Origin of the sequence: Bradyrhizobium brasilense (genome assembly GCF_029714345.1) — a bacterium.
GTDB lineage: Bacteria > Pseudomonadota > Alphaproteobacteria > Rhizobiales > Xanthobacteraceae > Bradyrhizobium > Bradyrhizobium australafricanum.
Map to the genome: position 1 here is coordinate 2,426,699 of NZ_CP121669.1, position 15,966 is coordinate 2,442,664.

The window sequence follows — 15,966 nt, forward strand, 5'->3', positions numbered from 1 at the left end:
ATGGGTCAGATTACGCTGCAGGGTGTGCAAAAATCGTTCGGGCCGGTCCACATCATCAAGGGCGCCGATCTCGACATCGCCGACGGCTCCTTCGTCGTCTTCGTCGGTCCGTCCGGCTGCGGCAAGACCACGCTGCTGCGGCTGATCGCGGGGCTCGAGGACGTCACCGGCGGCGCCATCCTGATCGACGGACGCAATGTGGTCGACGTGCCGCCGGCCAAGCGCGGGCTGTCGATGGTGTTCCAGTCCTACGCGCTCTATCCGCATATGAGCGTGCGCGGCAACATCGCGTTCGGCCTGAAGATGGCCGGGATCGCCAAGGGCGAGATCAACCGCAAGGTCGAGGCCGCCGCGGCGACGCTCAACCTGACGCCCTATCTCGACCGCAAGCCGCGCGAGCTCTCCGGCGGCCAGCGCCAGCGCGTCGCGATCGGGCGCGCCATCGTGCGCGAGCCGAAGGCGTTCCTGTTCGACGAGCCGCTGTCCAATCTCGATGCCGCGCTGCGCGTGCAGATGCGGCTCGAGGTGACGCGGTTGCAGAAGCAGCTCGGCACCACGGCGATCTACGTCACCCACGACCAGGTCGAGGCCATGACCATGGCGGACAAGATCGTGGTGCTGAACGGCGGCAAGATCGAGCAATACGGTTCGCCGCTCGAGCTCTATGAGAAGCCGGCCAATCTGTTCGTCGCCGGCTTCATCGGCTCGCCGAAGATGAACTTCGTCACCGGTGAGATCGCCAAGCAGCAGGGCGCCGCGACCATCGGGGTGCGGCCCGAGCATTTGAGGGTCGAGCGCGACGGGCAGGGCGGCTGGCACGGCACCGTCTCGGTCGCCGAGCATCTCGGCAGCGACACTTTCCTCTATGTCGACGCCGGACCGCTGGGAATGCTGACCGCGCGCTATGTCGGCGAGCTTGACCTGCATCCCGGCGACCGGGTGTCGCTGATCCCGGATCCGGCGCGCATCCACCGTTTCGACGACAGCGGAAAATCGATTCACGCATAGAGCATGATCCGGACCCGGAGGGCCGCGTTAGCGCAAAGCGTGAAGCGGTTTTCCGAACGGATCATGCTCAAAAAGAAGCTAAGGAAGAAGAAAATGTATCTCGAAAAGTTCAGGCTCGGCGGCAAGACCGCCATCATCACCGGCGCAGGTCAGGGCATCGGGCTCGCCTGCGCCGAGGCGCTCGCCGAAGCCGGCGCCAAGGTCATCATCGGCGATCGCGACGCCAAGGTTGCCAATGACGCCCAGGCGGCGCTGAAGGCCAAGGGCTTTGACGCCGACATCGCGCTGATGGACGTGACGGATTCCGGTCGCGTCGCCGCGGTCGCCGACGAACTGGTCGGCAAGTACGGCAAGGTCGACATTCTCGTCAACAATGCCGGCATCGCCCGCAGCGAGACGCCGGCGGAAACCGTGACCGACGAGCACTGGCTCAACGTCATCGACGTCAACCTGAACGGCACCTTCTGGTGCTGTCGCGCCTTCGGCAATCACATGCTGAAGGCGAAGTCCGGCACTATCGTCAATGTCGGCTCGATGTCCGGCTTCATCGTCAACAAGCCGCAGGAACAGTGCTTCTACAACGCTTCCAAGGCCGCGGTGCATCACCTGACCAAATCGCTCGCCGCCGAATGGGGCGCGCGCGGGGTTCGCGTCAACGCCGTGGCGCCGACCTATATCGAGACGCCGCTGAACGCCTTCGTGAAGAACAGCCCCAGAATGTACGACGCCTGGATCGGTGGAACCCCGATGGCGCGGATGGGGCAGGTTGACGAGATCGCCTCCGTGGTGCTGTTCCTGGCGTCCGAGGCGTCGAGCCTGATGACCGGAAGCATCGTTCTGGTCGATGGCGGCTACACTTGCTGGTAGGCTTGCGCCCGGGGATCATGCTCAAGCAAAGATAAAGCGGTCATGCGGCAAGCCTATATCGGGGTGGACGTCGGAAGCACCAGCGCCCGGGCGGGCGTGTTCGACGAGTCGGGGAAGCTGCTCGGGTCGGCCCGGCATCCGATCCGGGTCTGGCACGAGCCCGGCGACATCGTCGAGCAATCGTCCGACGACATCTGGGCGGCCTGCGTCGCCTCCGTGCGCGGTGCGATGCGGGAGGCTGCGGTTGCCGCCGAACACGTCAAAGGCATCGGCTTCGACGCGACCTGTTCGCTGGTTGTGCTGGATAGGGAAGGCCGGCCGCTCACCGTCAGCCCGTCCGGCGATCCCCTACGCAATGTCGTGGTCTGGATGGACCACCGCGCAATGGACGAGACCGAATTCGTCAATGCGACCGGCGACAAGGTGCTGCGCTATGTCGGCGGCGCCATCTCGCCGGAGATGGAGATCCCGAAAATCCTCTGGCTGAAGCGGCATCTGCCCGCGACCTTCGAGGCCGCCGGGCATTTCTTCGATCTTGCCGACTATCTGTCGTTCCGCGCGTCCGGCTCGCTGGCGCGCTCGACCTGCACGGTCACCTGCAAATGGACCTATGTCGCTGACGAGGGCGGCTGGAGTGAATCCTTTTTCAAGCGGGTCGGGCTCGAGGCGCTCGCGGCCGACCGCTTTGGGCGGATCGGCAGCGAGATCGTGCCGCCCGGCTCGCCGCTCGGCCGCGGGCTGTCCGAGGATGCCGCGCGCGATCTCGGCCTGCTGCCGGGAACCGCGGTCGGTGCCTCCCTGATCGATGCCCATGCCGGCGGCGTCGGCGCGATCGGCGGCCGCGATGGCTCCGGCGCCGAGGTCGATGTCTGCCAACGGCTCGCCTACATCATGGGAACGTCGGCCTGCATCATGGCGACGACGGTCGATCCCTGCTTCGTGCCCGGCGTCTGGGGGCCGTATTTCGAAGGCATGGTGCCGGGCTTCTGGCTCAACGAGGGCGGCCAATCGGCGGCGGGCGCTGCGATCGATCACCTGCTCAAGTCGCATCCGGCGCATGCCGAGGTTGCGCTCGCGGCGAAGACCGACGGCGTCGACGTCATCGAATATCTCGAGAAGCGCATCCTGGCGCGCAGCGGCAATGCCGGTGCTGCGGCGTTGCTCGCGCGCAACGTTCACGTTCTGCCGGAGTTCCTCGGCAACCGTTCGCCCTATGCCGATCCCGGCTCGCGCGCGGTGATCGCGGGCCTCGATCTCGACACCGACGTGTCGGCGCTGGAGCGGCTGTTCATCGCCGGCCTGTGCGGGCTGGCCTATGGCCTTGCCGACGTCATCGACGCCTTGCAGGCGCATGGCGTCAACGGCAAGACCATCGTGATCGGCGGCGGCGCGAGCCGCAGCCCCCTGGTGCGCCAGATCATGGCCGACACGACAGGCTACACGGTGGCGCTGCCGCAGACGCAAGAACCCGTTTTGCTCGGCGCGGCGATGCTGGGCGCGGTCGCCAGCGGTGCGCACAATTCGATCAATGCGGCGATGGCCGGCATGTCGGCGCTCGGGCGGTTGAGCGAGCCGACCAGGCCGGAGCTTGCCGAGTTCCATCGCAAGAAGCGCGGCGTGCACAAGCTGCTGCGGGAGCTTGACCGCGACAGCCGCGAGGCGATGAGGCGGGCGCCCGGCGAAGCGCCGACGTAAGGTTTGCCCCATGCTGCTGAGTTGCGGAGATGCGCTGATCGATTTCCTGCCGTCGAAGACGGCGGATGGACGTGAGGCCTTGACGCCCGCCGTCGGCGGCTCCTGCCTCAACATCGCGATCGGCAGCGCGCGGCTCGATGTTCCCACCGGCTTTGTCGGCGGCATCTCGACCGACACCTTCGGCAGGATGATCGCCGATCATGCCGCGGCGTCCGGCGTCGATCTTCGTCGCGCCACCCGCAGCAATCGCCAGGCCACGCTGGCCTTTGCGCGCGTCACCGGCACCGAGACGCAATACGCCTTCTACGACGCCGACACCGCGTCGCGGAACTGGACCTATCGGCGCGATGCGGTCGCGCTTGACGGCGTCACCTGCGTGCATACCGGCTCGACCACGCTGGTCCATGACAAGGGTGCGGCGGAGACGCTGGCCTTGATCGAGGATGCGCGGCCGAACGTGACGATCTCGCTCGATCCAAACTGCCGACCGAACCTCGTCAAGGACAAGGACGCCTATCGCGCGCGCATGCTGGCGTTCTGCGGCAAGGCCGACATCGTGAAGATGTCCGACGTCGACTTCGCCTATCTGTTCGGTGACGAGGCCCATGCTGCGCGGGCCGAGACGCTGCTGTCGGGCGGCGCATCGCTCGTCGTCATTACGCGCGGCAATGATGGCGCTTGCGCCTGGCATCGCAATGCCGGACCGATCGCGGCCGAAGCGCCGGTGGTCAACGTCGTCGATACGATCGGCGCCGGCGACAGCTTTCAGGCGGCGCTGCTCGCTGCGTTGCATCGGCTGGACCGGATCGCGCAGCCGCGGTTGCGCGACGTCCCCGCAGCCGAGCTGACTCGTGCGCTGTCCTTTGCTTGCAAGTGTGCCGCCTTCACCTGCACGCGGCCCGGCGCCGATCCGCCGCGCAGCCGGGAGTTGCCGGCCGACGATTGGTAGGGCATCCACGGCCTCAGCCGGCGCGGCCTCTCGCGCGATGCCGTCGCTTGACGCTTAGTCTCATTTTGCGTGCTGCGCCTGCGAAGGCAAATCTGCCCGGCGATGCGTGAAGGCGTCCGAAGCACCCGATATCGCTCGGATTTGATGCCAGCCCGCGATCGCTACATTTCGAGCGTGCGAAGTCATGCTGCTTCGGCTTCGCATTGAGCGCATCGGTTGTCTTTGTGAAAGACCGCGCTAACATGGAATCCATCCATCGATACCTGTCTTCGTCCTTTTTTGATCGTCTATTGCAGCGCAACCAGGCCACGCAACGGGTTGCGGGCTCGCCAGGGCGACCGGGCCTCGAAGGGAAGTAGCAGACACGCATCCCTAATATTGCAACCAAGAAATAACGGGGGAAGATATGTATGTGAAAGGGATTGCGGCATTCGCCGCCGCACTCGGCGTTGGCCTGTTGTCGGGCGCCGCCATCGCGCAGGAAGTCAAGCAGGAGAAGCAGTCGGTCCTCGGCAACGCCAATGTTTCTCCGGTGACCCAGGAGCAGCTCAACGCCGCCGACAAGAACAGCAGGGATTTCCTGCTCACCAACGGCAACTATGCCCAGACGCGATTCTATCCGGGCAAGCAGATCAGCCGGGACAATGTGAAGGACCTGCACGTCGCATGGATCTTCCAGACCGACGTCAAGGAATCGCTTGAGACGTCTCCGATCGTCGTCGATGGCGTGATGTTTGTCACGACGTCGTTCAGCCATGTCTATGCGCTCGACGCCAAGACCGGTCAGCAGCTCTGGCACTACGCCCACAAGATGGGCCCGATCACGGTCTATTGCTGCGGTCCCAACAATCGCGGCGTCCAGGTGCTCGGCGACCGGGTCTATCTGGCGACGCTCGATTCCAAGCTGATGGCGCTGAATGCCAAGACCGGCGAGGTGGTCTGGACCACCAACATCGCCGATCCCGAGCTCGGCTACAGCGAGACGATGGCGCCGACCGTGGTCAAGGATAAGGTGCTGATCGGAACCAATGGCGGCGAGTACGGCATCCGCGGCTTCGTGCGCGCCTATGACGCCAAGACCGGCAAGCAGCTCTGGAATTTCCACACCATTCCGGAGAACTCCGTCGGTGTCTGGGCGACCAAGGATGCCACCGGCCGCGACATGCATCGCAATATCCAGGCCGAGAAGGACATGCTCGCCAAGATCGGCGATCCCTATGCCAAGCTCGGTGGCGGTGTGTGGCAGAACCCGTCGGTCGATCTCGCGACCAACCGGATCTACTTCGTCGTCGGCAACCCGTCGCCCGACCTCGACGGCTCGAACCGGCCCGGTGACAACCTCTACACCAACTCGCTGGTCTCGCTCGATCTCGACACCGGCAAGTATGTCTGCCACTTCCAGTACATCGCCCATGACGTCTGGGACCTCGACGCGGTCAGCCCGACGGTGCTGGTCAACGTCAAGGACAAGAGCGGCAAGACGATTCCCGGCGTCATTCATGCCGGCAAGACCGGGCACATCTATGTGCACGATCGCAAGGACTGCAGCCTGATCCGCTTCTCCGAGGCGATGGTGCCGCAGGAGAACATGTGGGTGCTGCCGACCAAGGAAGGTGCGCGCATGCTGCCCGGCGCCAATGGCGGCGTCGAATGGTCGCCGATCGCGACCGATCCGGGACAGGAGCTGGCCTACGCCATCAACCTGCACCAGCCGATGACCTACCACGTCGAGAGCTCGGCCTATCCGAACGGCAAGCTGTGGCTGGGCGGTGCCTTCAAGGTGATCCCGGGCGAGAAGCAGGCGGGCAACATCACCGCGGTGAACTACAACAACGGCAAGATCAAATGGCAGGTCAACACGCCCGAGCCGATGATCGGCGGCATCCTCGCCACCGCCGGCGGCCTGGTCTTCACCGGCGAAGGCAACGGCAAGTTCGCGGCCTACAATTCGTCGAACGGCAAGGAGCTGTGGAGCTTCCGGGCCGGCGCCGGCGTCAACGCGCCGCCGTCGAGCTACATGGTCGGCGGCAAGCAATATGTCGTGGTCGGCGCGGGTGGTAACACCCAGCTCGACTACAAGCGTGGCAACAACATCATCGCCTTCACGCTCGACTGAGCCCGAGCCTGATGCATCATCACGCGTGCAAACATTGACGGCGAGGCGGGACCGGTTCGGTCCCGCTTCTGTTTTCTACGGATGAGCAGATGTTCAGTAGATTGATGATTTGCGGCGCCGCGCTGTTGCTGATTGCGGCGCAGGCGCGCGCAGAGACGATTGAGGAAAAAGTGCAGGTCTGCGCCGGCTGCCACGGCGAGAACGGCAAGCCGGTCGACAAGACCATTCCGACGATCTGGGGCCAGCAGGCCGGCTATCTCTACATCCAGCTGCGCGATTTCAAGCGCGGCGATCGCAAGAGCGAGATCATGCAGCCGATCGCGGCGCAGTTCGAGCGCGACGACATGCTGGCGATTGCGGAATATCTTTCGCAGAAGCCGTGGCCTGACCTCGGCCAGCCGCGCGCGCCCAAGGACGTGGCGGAGAAGGCGGTCAGCGCCAGCCGCTCGGTCGGCTGCCCGGCCTGCCATCTCGATCGCTTCCAGGGCGACGGCACGGTGCCGCGGCTCGCCGGCATGGGACGGGATTACCTCGCCAAGACCATCGCCGATTTCCGCACCCGCGCGCGCGGCAACAATCCCGGCATGTCCGACCTGATGCTGGCAACTTCGCCCGACGACCTTGCCGCGCTGGTGGACTATCTGGCGGGGTTGTAGCTGCGGACACTCGTCATGCCCGGCCTTGTCCCGGGCATCCACGTCTTGGTATCCAGGCAAAGGAAGACGTGGATGGCCGGGACAAGCCCGGCCATGACGTCCGAGCAAGTCGCTTCAACGCGGCGTCAGCTCTTCGCGCAGCACTGAGAGGATGGTGAGATCGGCGGCGTGCTTGCCGGCCTTGTCGGCCAGCGCAGGGTCGGCGCCGTGCGCCAGCAGTGTCCTGGCAATCGCCGGATGGTTGCCTTCGGCGGCGATCATCAGCGCCGTGCGGCCGCGCGCATCGCGGTCGTCGACCTTGGCTCCGACGTCCAGCAGATATGAGACGACCTCCAGCGCCTGCGCCTCCGGCACGGTCTCATCCGGTCCGGCGGCCCACATCAGGAGCGTCAGATCGTTGGCGTAGCGCGCGTTGATGTCGATCTCGCGCGCGAGCAGCTGCTTGACGATGCCGAGCTGGCCGCCGGCCGCGGCGTAGATGACCGGCGGCTTGCCGGTGTCGTCAGCCTTGCGGCCGTCGGCGCCGTGCGCCAGCAGCATGCGTACCACCATGTCCCGGCCGGCATAGGCCGCGGCCGCGACCGGGGAGGCGCCGCTGCGTCCGGTGAGATTGACGTCGGCGCCGCGGTCGATCAGGCGCTGCACGATCGCGACATGGCCGCGCTCGGCGGCAAAGTACAGCGCGGTCGATCCCGCGAGGTTGCGCGCATCGAGCGGCGCGCCGCGTGCCAGCAGCAGGTCGACCATGGCAAGATGGCCGGAGCGGGCGGCATGGCTCAGCGGCCTTGCGCCCAGCCGGTCCCGCGCATCGACCGAGGCGCCGTGATCGAGCAGCTCGGTAGCAAGGTTGATGCAATCGGCATTGGCGGCCGCAAACAGCGACAGCGAGATCTCGATCGCGCTGAGCTGGGCCTTGTCGGTTTCGTATTTGCGGATCAGCTCGCGGCACCGCGCCGGATCGGGCGCCGCGAGGCTGCCGGGCACGCTGCCGGCAACGATCAGCACGGCGAGGGCGATGCGGCGATACAAGGCGTGGTCCTCCGTCATGCTGACAGCATTCGGTTCAAGCGTCGCATGATCCTCCGTCGCTGCCAAGCCGCGCGGCCGGGAAGGGCCCGCCGGAGCCGGCAGGCCATGCACCCGTCGTGGCTCCACGGCGTTGCGCCATGCGTCCGAGCGGATGGACTTGCCGCATGCCGCGCGGCACGATGCGGCGTCGACCCTGTCTGACGCGAGTCCCTGCCCAAATGAGCGACGATCTGTGTCTGCTGTCTGCCGTTGAGCTTCGTGGGCGCATCGCCCGCAAGGAGGTTTCGCCTGTCGAGGTTACGCGCGCGGTGCTCGCCCGTGCCGAGCGGCTGCAACCCGAATTGAACTGCTTCATCACGCTGTGCGGCGATGCGGCGATGGCGCAGGCGAAAGCCGCCGAGCGGCAAATCACGGCCGGCGAGCCGCTAGGTCTGCTCCACGGCATCCCTTTCACCGTGAAGGACATCGTCAACACCAAAGACGTCCGGACGACCTTCGGCGCGGTGCCGTACCGGGACAACGTGCCCGACAATGACGCCGTCGCGGTGGCCCGCCTCCGTGCCCAGGGCGGCATACTGATCGGCAAGTCCACGACGCCGGAGTTCGGCAGCAAGTGCCTGACCGACTCGCCGCTGTTCGGGCGAACCCGCAATGCATGGAGCGCCGAGCGGTCCAGTGGCGGCTCCAGCGGCGGCGCGGCGGCGGCCGTCGCGAGCGGCATCGCGCCGCTGGCGGTTGCGACCGATGGCGGCGGCTCCACCCGGATTCCCGCCGCCTGCAACGGTGTGGTCGGAATCAAGCAGAGCAACGGGGTGATCCCGCATAGCCAGGTGCAGGACGCTTTCGGCAACCAGACCTATGTCACGCCGACCACGCGCACCGTTGCCGATACGGCGCTGATGATGCAGGCGATGGCGGGAGAAGATCCGTCGGACCCCTGGTCGATCGGGGTGCCGGTGCCTGACTATCTCAGGCTTGCCGCCCCGCGCGGCGACCTCAAGGGCCGGCGGGTGCTGTTCTGCCTGTCGCCGCCGGGGCGTCCGGTCACATCCGATGTGGCCGCGGCGTTCAAGGCAAGCCTCGACCGTCTGGCGAGCCTCGGCGCCGCGCTCGAAGAGTTTTCCGGCGACGGCTTTGACATCGAGCCGATCTGGCGTGCGATCAATCACACCGTCTGGCGCACCCGCTTCGAGAAGCTCGCGGCCGATCATCCGGATGATCTCAGCGCAACCTTCCTGAAGCAGCTCGCGCTGGCGGCCCAGGTCAGCGGTGTCGACTACCAGCGGGCGATGTTCGAGCGCACCGCGCTGTTCCGCCGGGTGCAGTCGCTGTTCGCGCGCGGCGATCTCCTGGCGATGCCGACCTTGACCCGGTCGGCGCTGCCGATCGACCAGGACCTGTTCGGCACGATCGAGATCGACGGCCGGAGTTTCGACAGCGTGCGGCCGCACTGGTTTCCCTGGACCATGCTGTTCAACATGACCGGGCATCCCGCCGTCAGCATCCCCGCAGGTTTCGGCCGCGACGGCCTGCCGATCGGACTGCACCTGGTCGGCCGCTTCCGGGCCGATGCCGAGCTATTGCGCGTTGCAGCGTTGTTCGAGGCGGCGAGCGACTTGCTTGGTCGCTGGCCGGCCTGATGTTGTCGGCGTCGCCGGTTTAGCCGGTCTGCCCGGTGCTCGCATTGGCGACGGCGCGCGCGACATTGGCGATCACCTCGTTGCACTTCTCCATGGGAGCACTTGCCCCGGTCAGGTAAACCGTCACCACGATCGGCTTGCGGCCGGGCGGCCAGAACACGCCGATGTCGTTGTAGGTGCCGCGCTCGCCGGTGCCGGTCTTGTCGGCAACCCGCCAGTCGCGGGGCACGCCGGCACGCAGCCTTGCGTCGCCGGTTTTGTTGGCGACCATCCAGTCCACCAGCTTCTGGCGCGAGACGGTCTGCAGAACGTCGCCGAGCACGACGCGCTGCAAATCCTTCAGCATCGCGACAGGACTCGTGGTGTCGCGCTGGTCGCCGGGCACGGCTTCGTTCAGCTCCACCTCCCAGCGGTCGAGCCGGCTGACATTGTCGCCGATGGTGCGGAAGAAGCTGGTAAAACCGGCGGGCCCGCCGATCTCGCGCAGCAGCAGGTTGGCGGCGGTGTTGTCGCTGAGTGTGATGGCAGCCGCGCAGAGTTCGGACAGAGTCATGGCCGATCCGACGTGCGCCTTGGTGACCGGCGCGTAGGCCAAGATATCCTTGGCCTCGATTTGCACGCGCTGATCGAGGCTGGATTCGCCGCGGTCGACCCGGTGCAGCACCGCAGCCGAGGCCAACGCTTTGAAGGTGCTGCACATCGGGAACCGCTCGTCGCCGCGCCGGCTCGCGCGCAATCCCGTCTCCATGTCGAGCGCGGCGACGCCGAGCCGGCCGCTGGTCGCCAGCTCGATGCGCGCAAACTCCTGCTGCAGCCGCTGCGCCGGATCGCTTGGTCCCGCCGCCGCGCCTGAACGCGCCAGAGTGCAGGACACCGCAAGGCCCAGCGCGCGCAATCCAAATGTCCGTCTCGTCAGCATGTCGAATCTCCCGTTGGCGGCGCGAACCTGCCGGGCGGCGTGACGGCGCACAAACAATCATTTATACAGCGAGACATGAGGAAAACTTGGTCATGACGCCGTGCGCCGGCATCTCCCGCTGAACGCGCTGCGCGCCTTCGAGGCCTCCGCGCGGCTGCTCAGCTTCACCCGCGCCGGGCTGGAGCTGCGCGTGACGCAGACCGCGATCAGCCATCAGGTCAAGCAGCTCGAGGATCTCCTGGGCACGAGCCTGTTCCGCCGGCTGCCGCGCGGGCTGGTGCTCACCGACGAGGGGCTGGCGCTGTTGCCGGTGCTGTCAGACGCGCTCGACCGGATCGGCGCCGCGATCGACCGCATCGAGGCCAAGGGCACGCGCGAGGTCGTGACCGTCGGCTGCGTCACGACGTTCGCGACCGGATGGCTCTTGCAAAGGGTCGACCGCTTCAAGCGCGCGCATCCCTATATCGATCTGCGTCTGCTCACCAACAACAACCGCGTCGACATCGCGGGCGACGGGCTCGATCTCGCGCTGCGCTTCGGCGACGGCTCGTGGCACGGCACCGAGGCGATCCATCTGTTGTCCGCACCGCTCTCGCCGGTGTGCTGCCCCGACGCGGCGGACCGGCTGCGCAAGCCGTCCGATCTCGCGCAGGAATTCCTGCTGCGCTCCTACCGCGCCGAGGAATGGCCGCTGTGGTTTGCGGTCGCCGGCGCGCCGTGTCCAAAGATACAGGGGCCGATCTTCGACAGCTCGGTCGCGATGGCCGAGGCCGCCGCGCGCGGTGTCGGTGTCGGCCTGGTGCCGATCGCGATGTTCGGAAATGAGCTGGCGTCCGGCCGGCTGCTGCGGCCGTTCGCGGCCGAGGTCCCGGCGGGCTCCTATTGGCTCACCTGGCTGAAGTCGCGCGAGGTAACGCCGGGCATGCGCGCGTTTCGCGACTGGCTGCTCGAGACGCTGCGGACGGAGGCGAATGAGGTGGAGGACGCCGTCGCGCCTGCACCGCGGCGGAAGATCAAGACAAAGGCCGGACCGAAGCCGCGGACCAAGACCAAGCGGCGTTAACGTCTGACGACGCGATTCAACTATCGTCGCCATTATTTCGGAATTATCGAATGATGTCGCTGATTTGCCCGACATGTCAAGTGCCGTGTCGAACGCCCGCAGCCGCCGGCTACTTTGCATGGGGTTGTTTTCGATATTTTAGGCGGTGCGCTCCCGCGCCGGCTGGCTATCGCATCTGGCGCGCGACCTACGCCAGATGGCACGCCACGGAATGCCCGTTCCTGCCTTCCAGCAACTCCGGCGCGCTCTGCCGGCAGCGCTCCTCGGCGATTGGACATCTCGTGTGGAAGTGGCAGCCCTTGGGCGGATTCATCGGGCTCGGCACGTCGCCCTTCAGGCGGATGCGGTCGCGCTTCGCCTTGGGATCCGGCACCGGCACCGCCGAGAGCAGTGCCTTGGTGTAGGGGTGCTGCGGGTTGCGGTAGAGATCGCTGGCCTTGGCGAGCTCGACGATGCGGCCGAGATACATCACCGCGACTCGGTCGGAGATGTGCTCCACGACCGAGAGATCGTGGGCGACGAACAGATAGGTGAGGTTCAGCTCGGCCTGCAGATCCTCGAGCAGGTTGATGACCTGGGCCTGGATCGAGACGTCGAGCGCGGAGACGGGCTCGTCGCACACGATCAGCTTCGGCTCCAGCGTCAGCGCGCGGGCGATCGCGATGCGCTGGCGCTGGCCGCCGGAGAATTCGTGCGGGTAACGGCGCATGTGCTCGGCCTTCAGCCCGACCTTGACCAGGAGGCTCGCGACGCGGTCCTCGCGCTCGCTGGCCGAGCTCACGAGGTTATGGATGATGAAGGGCTCGCCGAGGATCGCGCCGACGGTCATGCGCGGATTGAGCGAGGCGAACGGGTCCTGGAACACCAGCTGCATGTTGCGCCGCATGGCGCGCAGATCGCCGCCGCCGAGGCCCGTCACGCTCCGGCCGTCGAACACGACCTCGCCCGAGGTCGGCTCGATCAGCCGCAGCACGCAGCGGCCGGTGGTCGACTTGCCGCAGCCGGATTCGCCGACGAGGCCGAGCGTCTCGCCGCGATTGACCGAGAACGACACGCCGTCGACCGCATAGACCTGGCCGACCTCGCGCGAGAGCAGGCCGCCCAGCACCGGAAAGTACTTCTTCAGATTGGAAACGCGCAGCAGCGGTTCGCTCATGACGCGTCTCCGAGGTGGCAGGCCATGCGGTGGCCGGGCGCGATCTCGCGCAGCCGCGGCTCCTTTTCGGTGCAGATGCTCATGGCGTATTTGCAGCGGGCGGCAAAGCGGCAGCCGGGCAGCGGATTGATCAGGATCGGCACCGAGCCGCCGATCGCCTCCAGCCGCGTCTTGTGCGCGGCGTCGAGATCGATGCGCGGGATCGAGCGGATCAGGCCCTGGGTGTAGGGATGGCCGGGATTGCCGAACAGTTCGTCGACCGGCGCCTCCTCCACCACCTTGCCGGCGTACATCACGACGACGCGTTGCGCGGTCTCGGCGACCACGCCCATCGCGTGCGTGATCAGCATCACCGCCATGCCGAAGCGCTCCTTCATGTCCTGCAACAGGTCGAGGATCTGCGCCTGGATGGTGACGTCGAGCGCGGTGGTCGGCTCGTCCGCGATCACGAGCTTGGGCCGGCACGCCAGCGCCATCGCGATCATCACGCGCTGGCGCATGCCGCCGGAGAACTGGTGCGGATAATGATGCACGCGGCCTGCGGCGTTGGGGATCTGCACCAGCTTCAGCATCTCGATGGTGCGCTCGAGCGCCTGCTTCTTGGTCACCGCCTCGTGGCGGCGCAGGCTCTCGGCGATCTGCTCGCCGATGGTCAGCACCGGATTGAGCGAGGTCATCGGCTCCTGGAAGATGAAGCCGATCTCCTTGGCCCTGATGTCGTCGAGCTGGTGGCTGGTCAGCGGCACCAGGTCGCGACCCTCGAAGATGATCTCGCCTTCGACGATCTTGCCCGGCGGCATGGCGATCAGCTTCAGGATCGACATCGCGGTGACGGTCTTGCCGCAGCCGGATTCGCCGACCACGCACAGCGTCTCGCCGCGATTGATGCTGATGTCGACGCCGTCGACCGCCTGGAGGATGCCGTCGTCGGTGGTGAAATGGGTTTTCAGGCCCTTGATGTCGAGCAGCGCCATCAGATCACCTTGCGCGCGTCGAGCGCGTCGCGCAGCCCGTCGCCGATGAAGTTGATGGCGACCACCGCGATGAAGATCGCGCCACCCGGGAACAGCGCCCAATGCGGGCCGATGTCGAGAAAGTCCTTGGCGTCATAGAGGATGCGGCCCCAGGTCGGCGTATCCGGCGGGAAGCCGAGGCCGAGGAACGACAGCGTCGATTCGGCGATGATGGCGGCGGCGACGTCGATCGTGCCGGCGATGATCACGGGTCCCAGCGCGTTGGGCAGGATGTGGCGCACCACCTGGCGCACCGGACTCGCGCCGAGCGCGCGCGCCGCCTCGACGAATTCCTTCTCGCGCAGCGATAAGAACTGAGCGCGCACCAGGCGCGCGACCGGCATCCAGCGCAGGCCGCCGATCACCAGCACGATCAGGATGAAGATGCCGCCCTCGGGACCGAACATCGCCTTCAGCCCGTCGCGGAACAGGTAGATCAGCATCAACAGCAGCGGCAGTTGCGGCAGCGACAGGAACAGATCGGTCAGCCACATGAGGGCATAGCCAAGCGCGCCGCGCGACATGCCGGCGAGCGCGCCGATCAGCGTGCCGACGAACACCGAGACCAGCATCGCGGCGAGACCGACCGCGAGCGAGATGCGCCCGCCATAGATCATGCGGGCGAGCAGGTCCTGGCCGAGATCGTCGGTGCCGAACGGATGCGCCAGCGAGGGGCCCTGCAGGCCGGCCACGACGTCCATGTCGCTGATCGAGACGCGCCAGACGAACGGGCCGATCACGACGGCCGCGATCAGCAGCAGCAGCAGCACGGCGCTGACCACGGCCGGCCGGTGCCGGCGGTAGCGCCGCCAGGTTTCGCGCCAGGGCGAATAGCCGCGCCGCTCAGCGGAAGGAGATGCGAGGGTCAAGCCAGCCATAGAGGACATCTGCGATCAGGTTGAACAGCACCACGAGACACGCGAAGACGAAGGTCACGGCCATCACGACCGGCGTGTCATTGGCGAGGATGGAGGAAATCAGCAGCGAGCCGATGCCGGGAATCCGGAAGATCTGCTCGGTGACGATGGCGCCGCCGAACACGGCGGGCATTTGCAGCGCAATGAGCGTGACGACCGGGATCATCGCGTTGCGCATCACGTGCTTGACGATCACCTTGGCCTGCCCGAGCCCCTTGGCGCGGGCGGTGGTGACATAGTCGAGCCGGATCACGTCGAGCATTGCCGAGCGCACGAAGCGGGTCATCGACGCCGCCTGGAACAGGCCGAGCACCATCACCGGCATGATCGCCTGCCGGATCATCTCCAGCAGCCAGGGAATGCCGCTGCCCGGCACGTCGGTGTAGACGAAGGGCAGCCAGTCCAGCTTCACCGAGAACACCAGGATGAACAGGATGCCGGTGAAGAAGGTCGGCAGCGAGAAGCCGATGAAGGCGAAGGTGTTGGCGAGCTGGTCGAAGATCGAATAGGGCCGGGTGGCGGCATAGACGCCGACCGGGATCGCGATCAACAGCGCCAGTAGCTGCGCCGAGCCGATCACGTAGAGCGTGGTCGGCAGCCGCTGCAGGATCAGCGTGTCGACATTGATCCGGCTGACAAAGGAAAAGCCCCAGTCGCCTTGCGCCATCGCCGCGAGCCAGTGCAGGTAGCGAAGATAGATCGGGTCGTCGAGGCCGAACTTGGCGCGCAGCGCGGCCTGCACCTCGGGCGGCACGTTCGGATTGGTCGCGAGCTCGCTGAACGGATCGCCCGGCGCGAGCGCCAGCACGACGAACAGCACGAGCGAGATCCCGAGCAGGCTCGGAATCGCGATCATCAGGCGACGCAGGATATATTGACTCATCGAGAGATCATCTAACTAACGCTCGCACCTTGAGCACGTTGATCTTGCTTCCAGT

14 protein-coding genes are annotated in these 15,966 nt (G+C 66.3%); 8 read left to right on the top strand and 6 right to left on the bottom strand.

Annotation, left to right across the window (positions count from 1 at the left end; genetic code table 11):
• From QA635_RS11205 to QA635_RS11230, 6 genes are all read left to right on the top strand, one after another.
• Entirely contained in the window at positions 1–1,008 is a 1,008-nt protein-coding gene (locus QA635_RS11205) for an ABC transporter ATP-binding protein (RefSeq protein ID WP_092081652.1), read from the top strand.
• A gap of 93 nt (positions 1,009–1,101) precedes the next feature.
• Entirely contained in the window at positions 1,102–1,875 is a 774-nt protein-coding gene (locus QA635_RS11210; RefSeq protein WP_283068919.1) for an SDR family NAD(P)-dependent oxidoreductase, read from the top strand.
• A 42-nt stretch (positions 1,876–1,917) separates the two neighbouring features.
• A complete protein-coding gene (locus QA635_RS11215; RefSeq protein ID WP_283068923.1) occupies positions 1,918–3,570 on the top strand; it encodes an FGGY-family carbohydrate kinase in 1,653 nt (550 codons plus the stop codon).
• 10 nt (positions 3,571–3,580) lie between these two features.
• Positions 3,581–4,519, top strand: coding sequence for a carbohydrate kinase family protein (locus QA635_RS11220; RefSeq protein ID WP_283068924.1), 939 nt, complete (start codon positions 3,581–3,583; stop codon positions 4,517–4,519).
• 406 nt (positions 4,520–4,925) lie between these two features.
• On the top strand, positions 4,926–6,635 hold the full coding sequence (locus QA635_RS11225) for a pyrroloquinoline quinone-dependent dehydrogenase (protein WP_283068925.1): 1,710 nt from the start codon (positions 4,926–4,928) through the stop codon (positions 6,633–6,635).
• 89 nt (positions 6,636–6,724) lie between these two features.
• A complete protein-coding gene (locus QA635_RS11230) occupies positions 6,725–7,291 on the top strand; it encodes a c-type cytochrome (RefSeq protein WP_283068927.1) in 567 nt (188 codons plus the stop codon).
• A 114-nt stretch (positions 7,292–7,405) separates the two neighbouring features.
• On the opposite strand, the gene QA635_RS11235 is transcribed toward QA635_RS11230, so the two are convergent.
• Complete coding sequence (locus QA635_RS11235) at positions 7,406–8,338, bottom strand: ankyrin repeat domain-containing protein (RefSeq protein WP_283068929.1); 933 nt, start codon at positions 8,336–8,338, stop codon at positions 7,406–7,408.
• Between the two features lie 200 nt (positions 8,339–8,538).
• On the opposite strand from QA635_RS11235, the gene QA635_RS11240 reads away from it, so the two are divergent.
• Positions 8,539–9,960: an amidase gene (locus tag QA635_RS11240; protein ID WP_283068934.1), complete on the top strand. Its 1,422-nt coding sequence runs from the start codon at positions 8,539–8,541 to the stop codon at positions 9,958–9,960.
• A gap of 19 nt (positions 9,961–9,979) precedes the next feature.
• Here the strand turns inward: QA635_RS11240 and bla are convergent, their stop codons facing one another.
• Complete coding sequence (bla, locus tag QA635_RS11245) at positions 9,980–10,879, bottom strand: class A beta-lactamase (RefSeq protein ID WP_283068936.1); 900 nt, start codon at positions 10,877–10,879, stop codon at positions 9,980–9,982.
• A 100-nt stretch (positions 10,880–10,979) separates the two neighbouring features.
• On the opposite strand from bla, the gene QA635_RS11250 reads away from it, so the two are divergent.
• Complete coding sequence (locus QA635_RS11250) at positions 10,980–11,942, top strand: LysR family transcriptional regulator (RefSeq protein WP_283068938.1); 963 nt, start codon at positions 10,980–10,982, stop codon at positions 11,940–11,942.
• A gap of 187 nt (positions 11,943–12,129) precedes the next feature.
• On the opposite strand, the gene QA635_RS11255 is transcribed toward QA635_RS11250, so the two are convergent.
• Genes QA635_RS11255 through QA635_RS11270 form a run of 4 tightly spaced genes read right to left on the bottom strand, consistent with a single transcriptional unit; the run spans position 12,130 to position 15,911 of the window.
• Positions 12,130–13,098 carry an ABC transporter ATP-binding protein gene (locus QA635_RS11255; RefSeq protein WP_283068940.1) on the bottom strand — a complete coding sequence of 323 codons (969 nt, stop codon included), beginning with the start codon at positions 13,096–13,098 and terminating at the stop codon, positions 12,130–12,132.
• On the bottom strand, positions 13,095–14,075 hold the full coding sequence (locus QA635_RS11260; RefSeq protein WP_229190991.1) for an ABC transporter ATP-binding protein: 981 nt from the start codon (positions 14,073–14,075) through the stop codon (positions 13,095–13,097). The genes QA635_RS11255 and QA635_RS11260 overlap by 4 nt, the downstream gene beginning before the upstream one ends.
• Positions 14,072–14,989 (bottom strand): ABC transporter permease, encoded by a 918-nt coding sequence (locus QA635_RS11265; protein ID WP_028334911.1) that lies wholly within the window; start codon positions 14,987–14,989, stop codon positions 14,072–14,074. The genes QA635_RS11260 and QA635_RS11265 overlap by 4 nt, the downstream gene beginning before the upstream one ends.
• Positions 14,955–15,911, bottom strand: coding sequence for an ABC transporter permease (locus tag QA635_RS11270; RefSeq protein ID WP_016842735.1), 957 nt, complete (start codon positions 15,909–15,911; stop codon positions 14,955–14,957). The genes QA635_RS11265 and QA635_RS11270 overlap by 35 nt, the downstream gene beginning before the upstream one ends.
• Between the last annotated feature and the right edge of the window lie 55 nt (positions 15,912–15,966).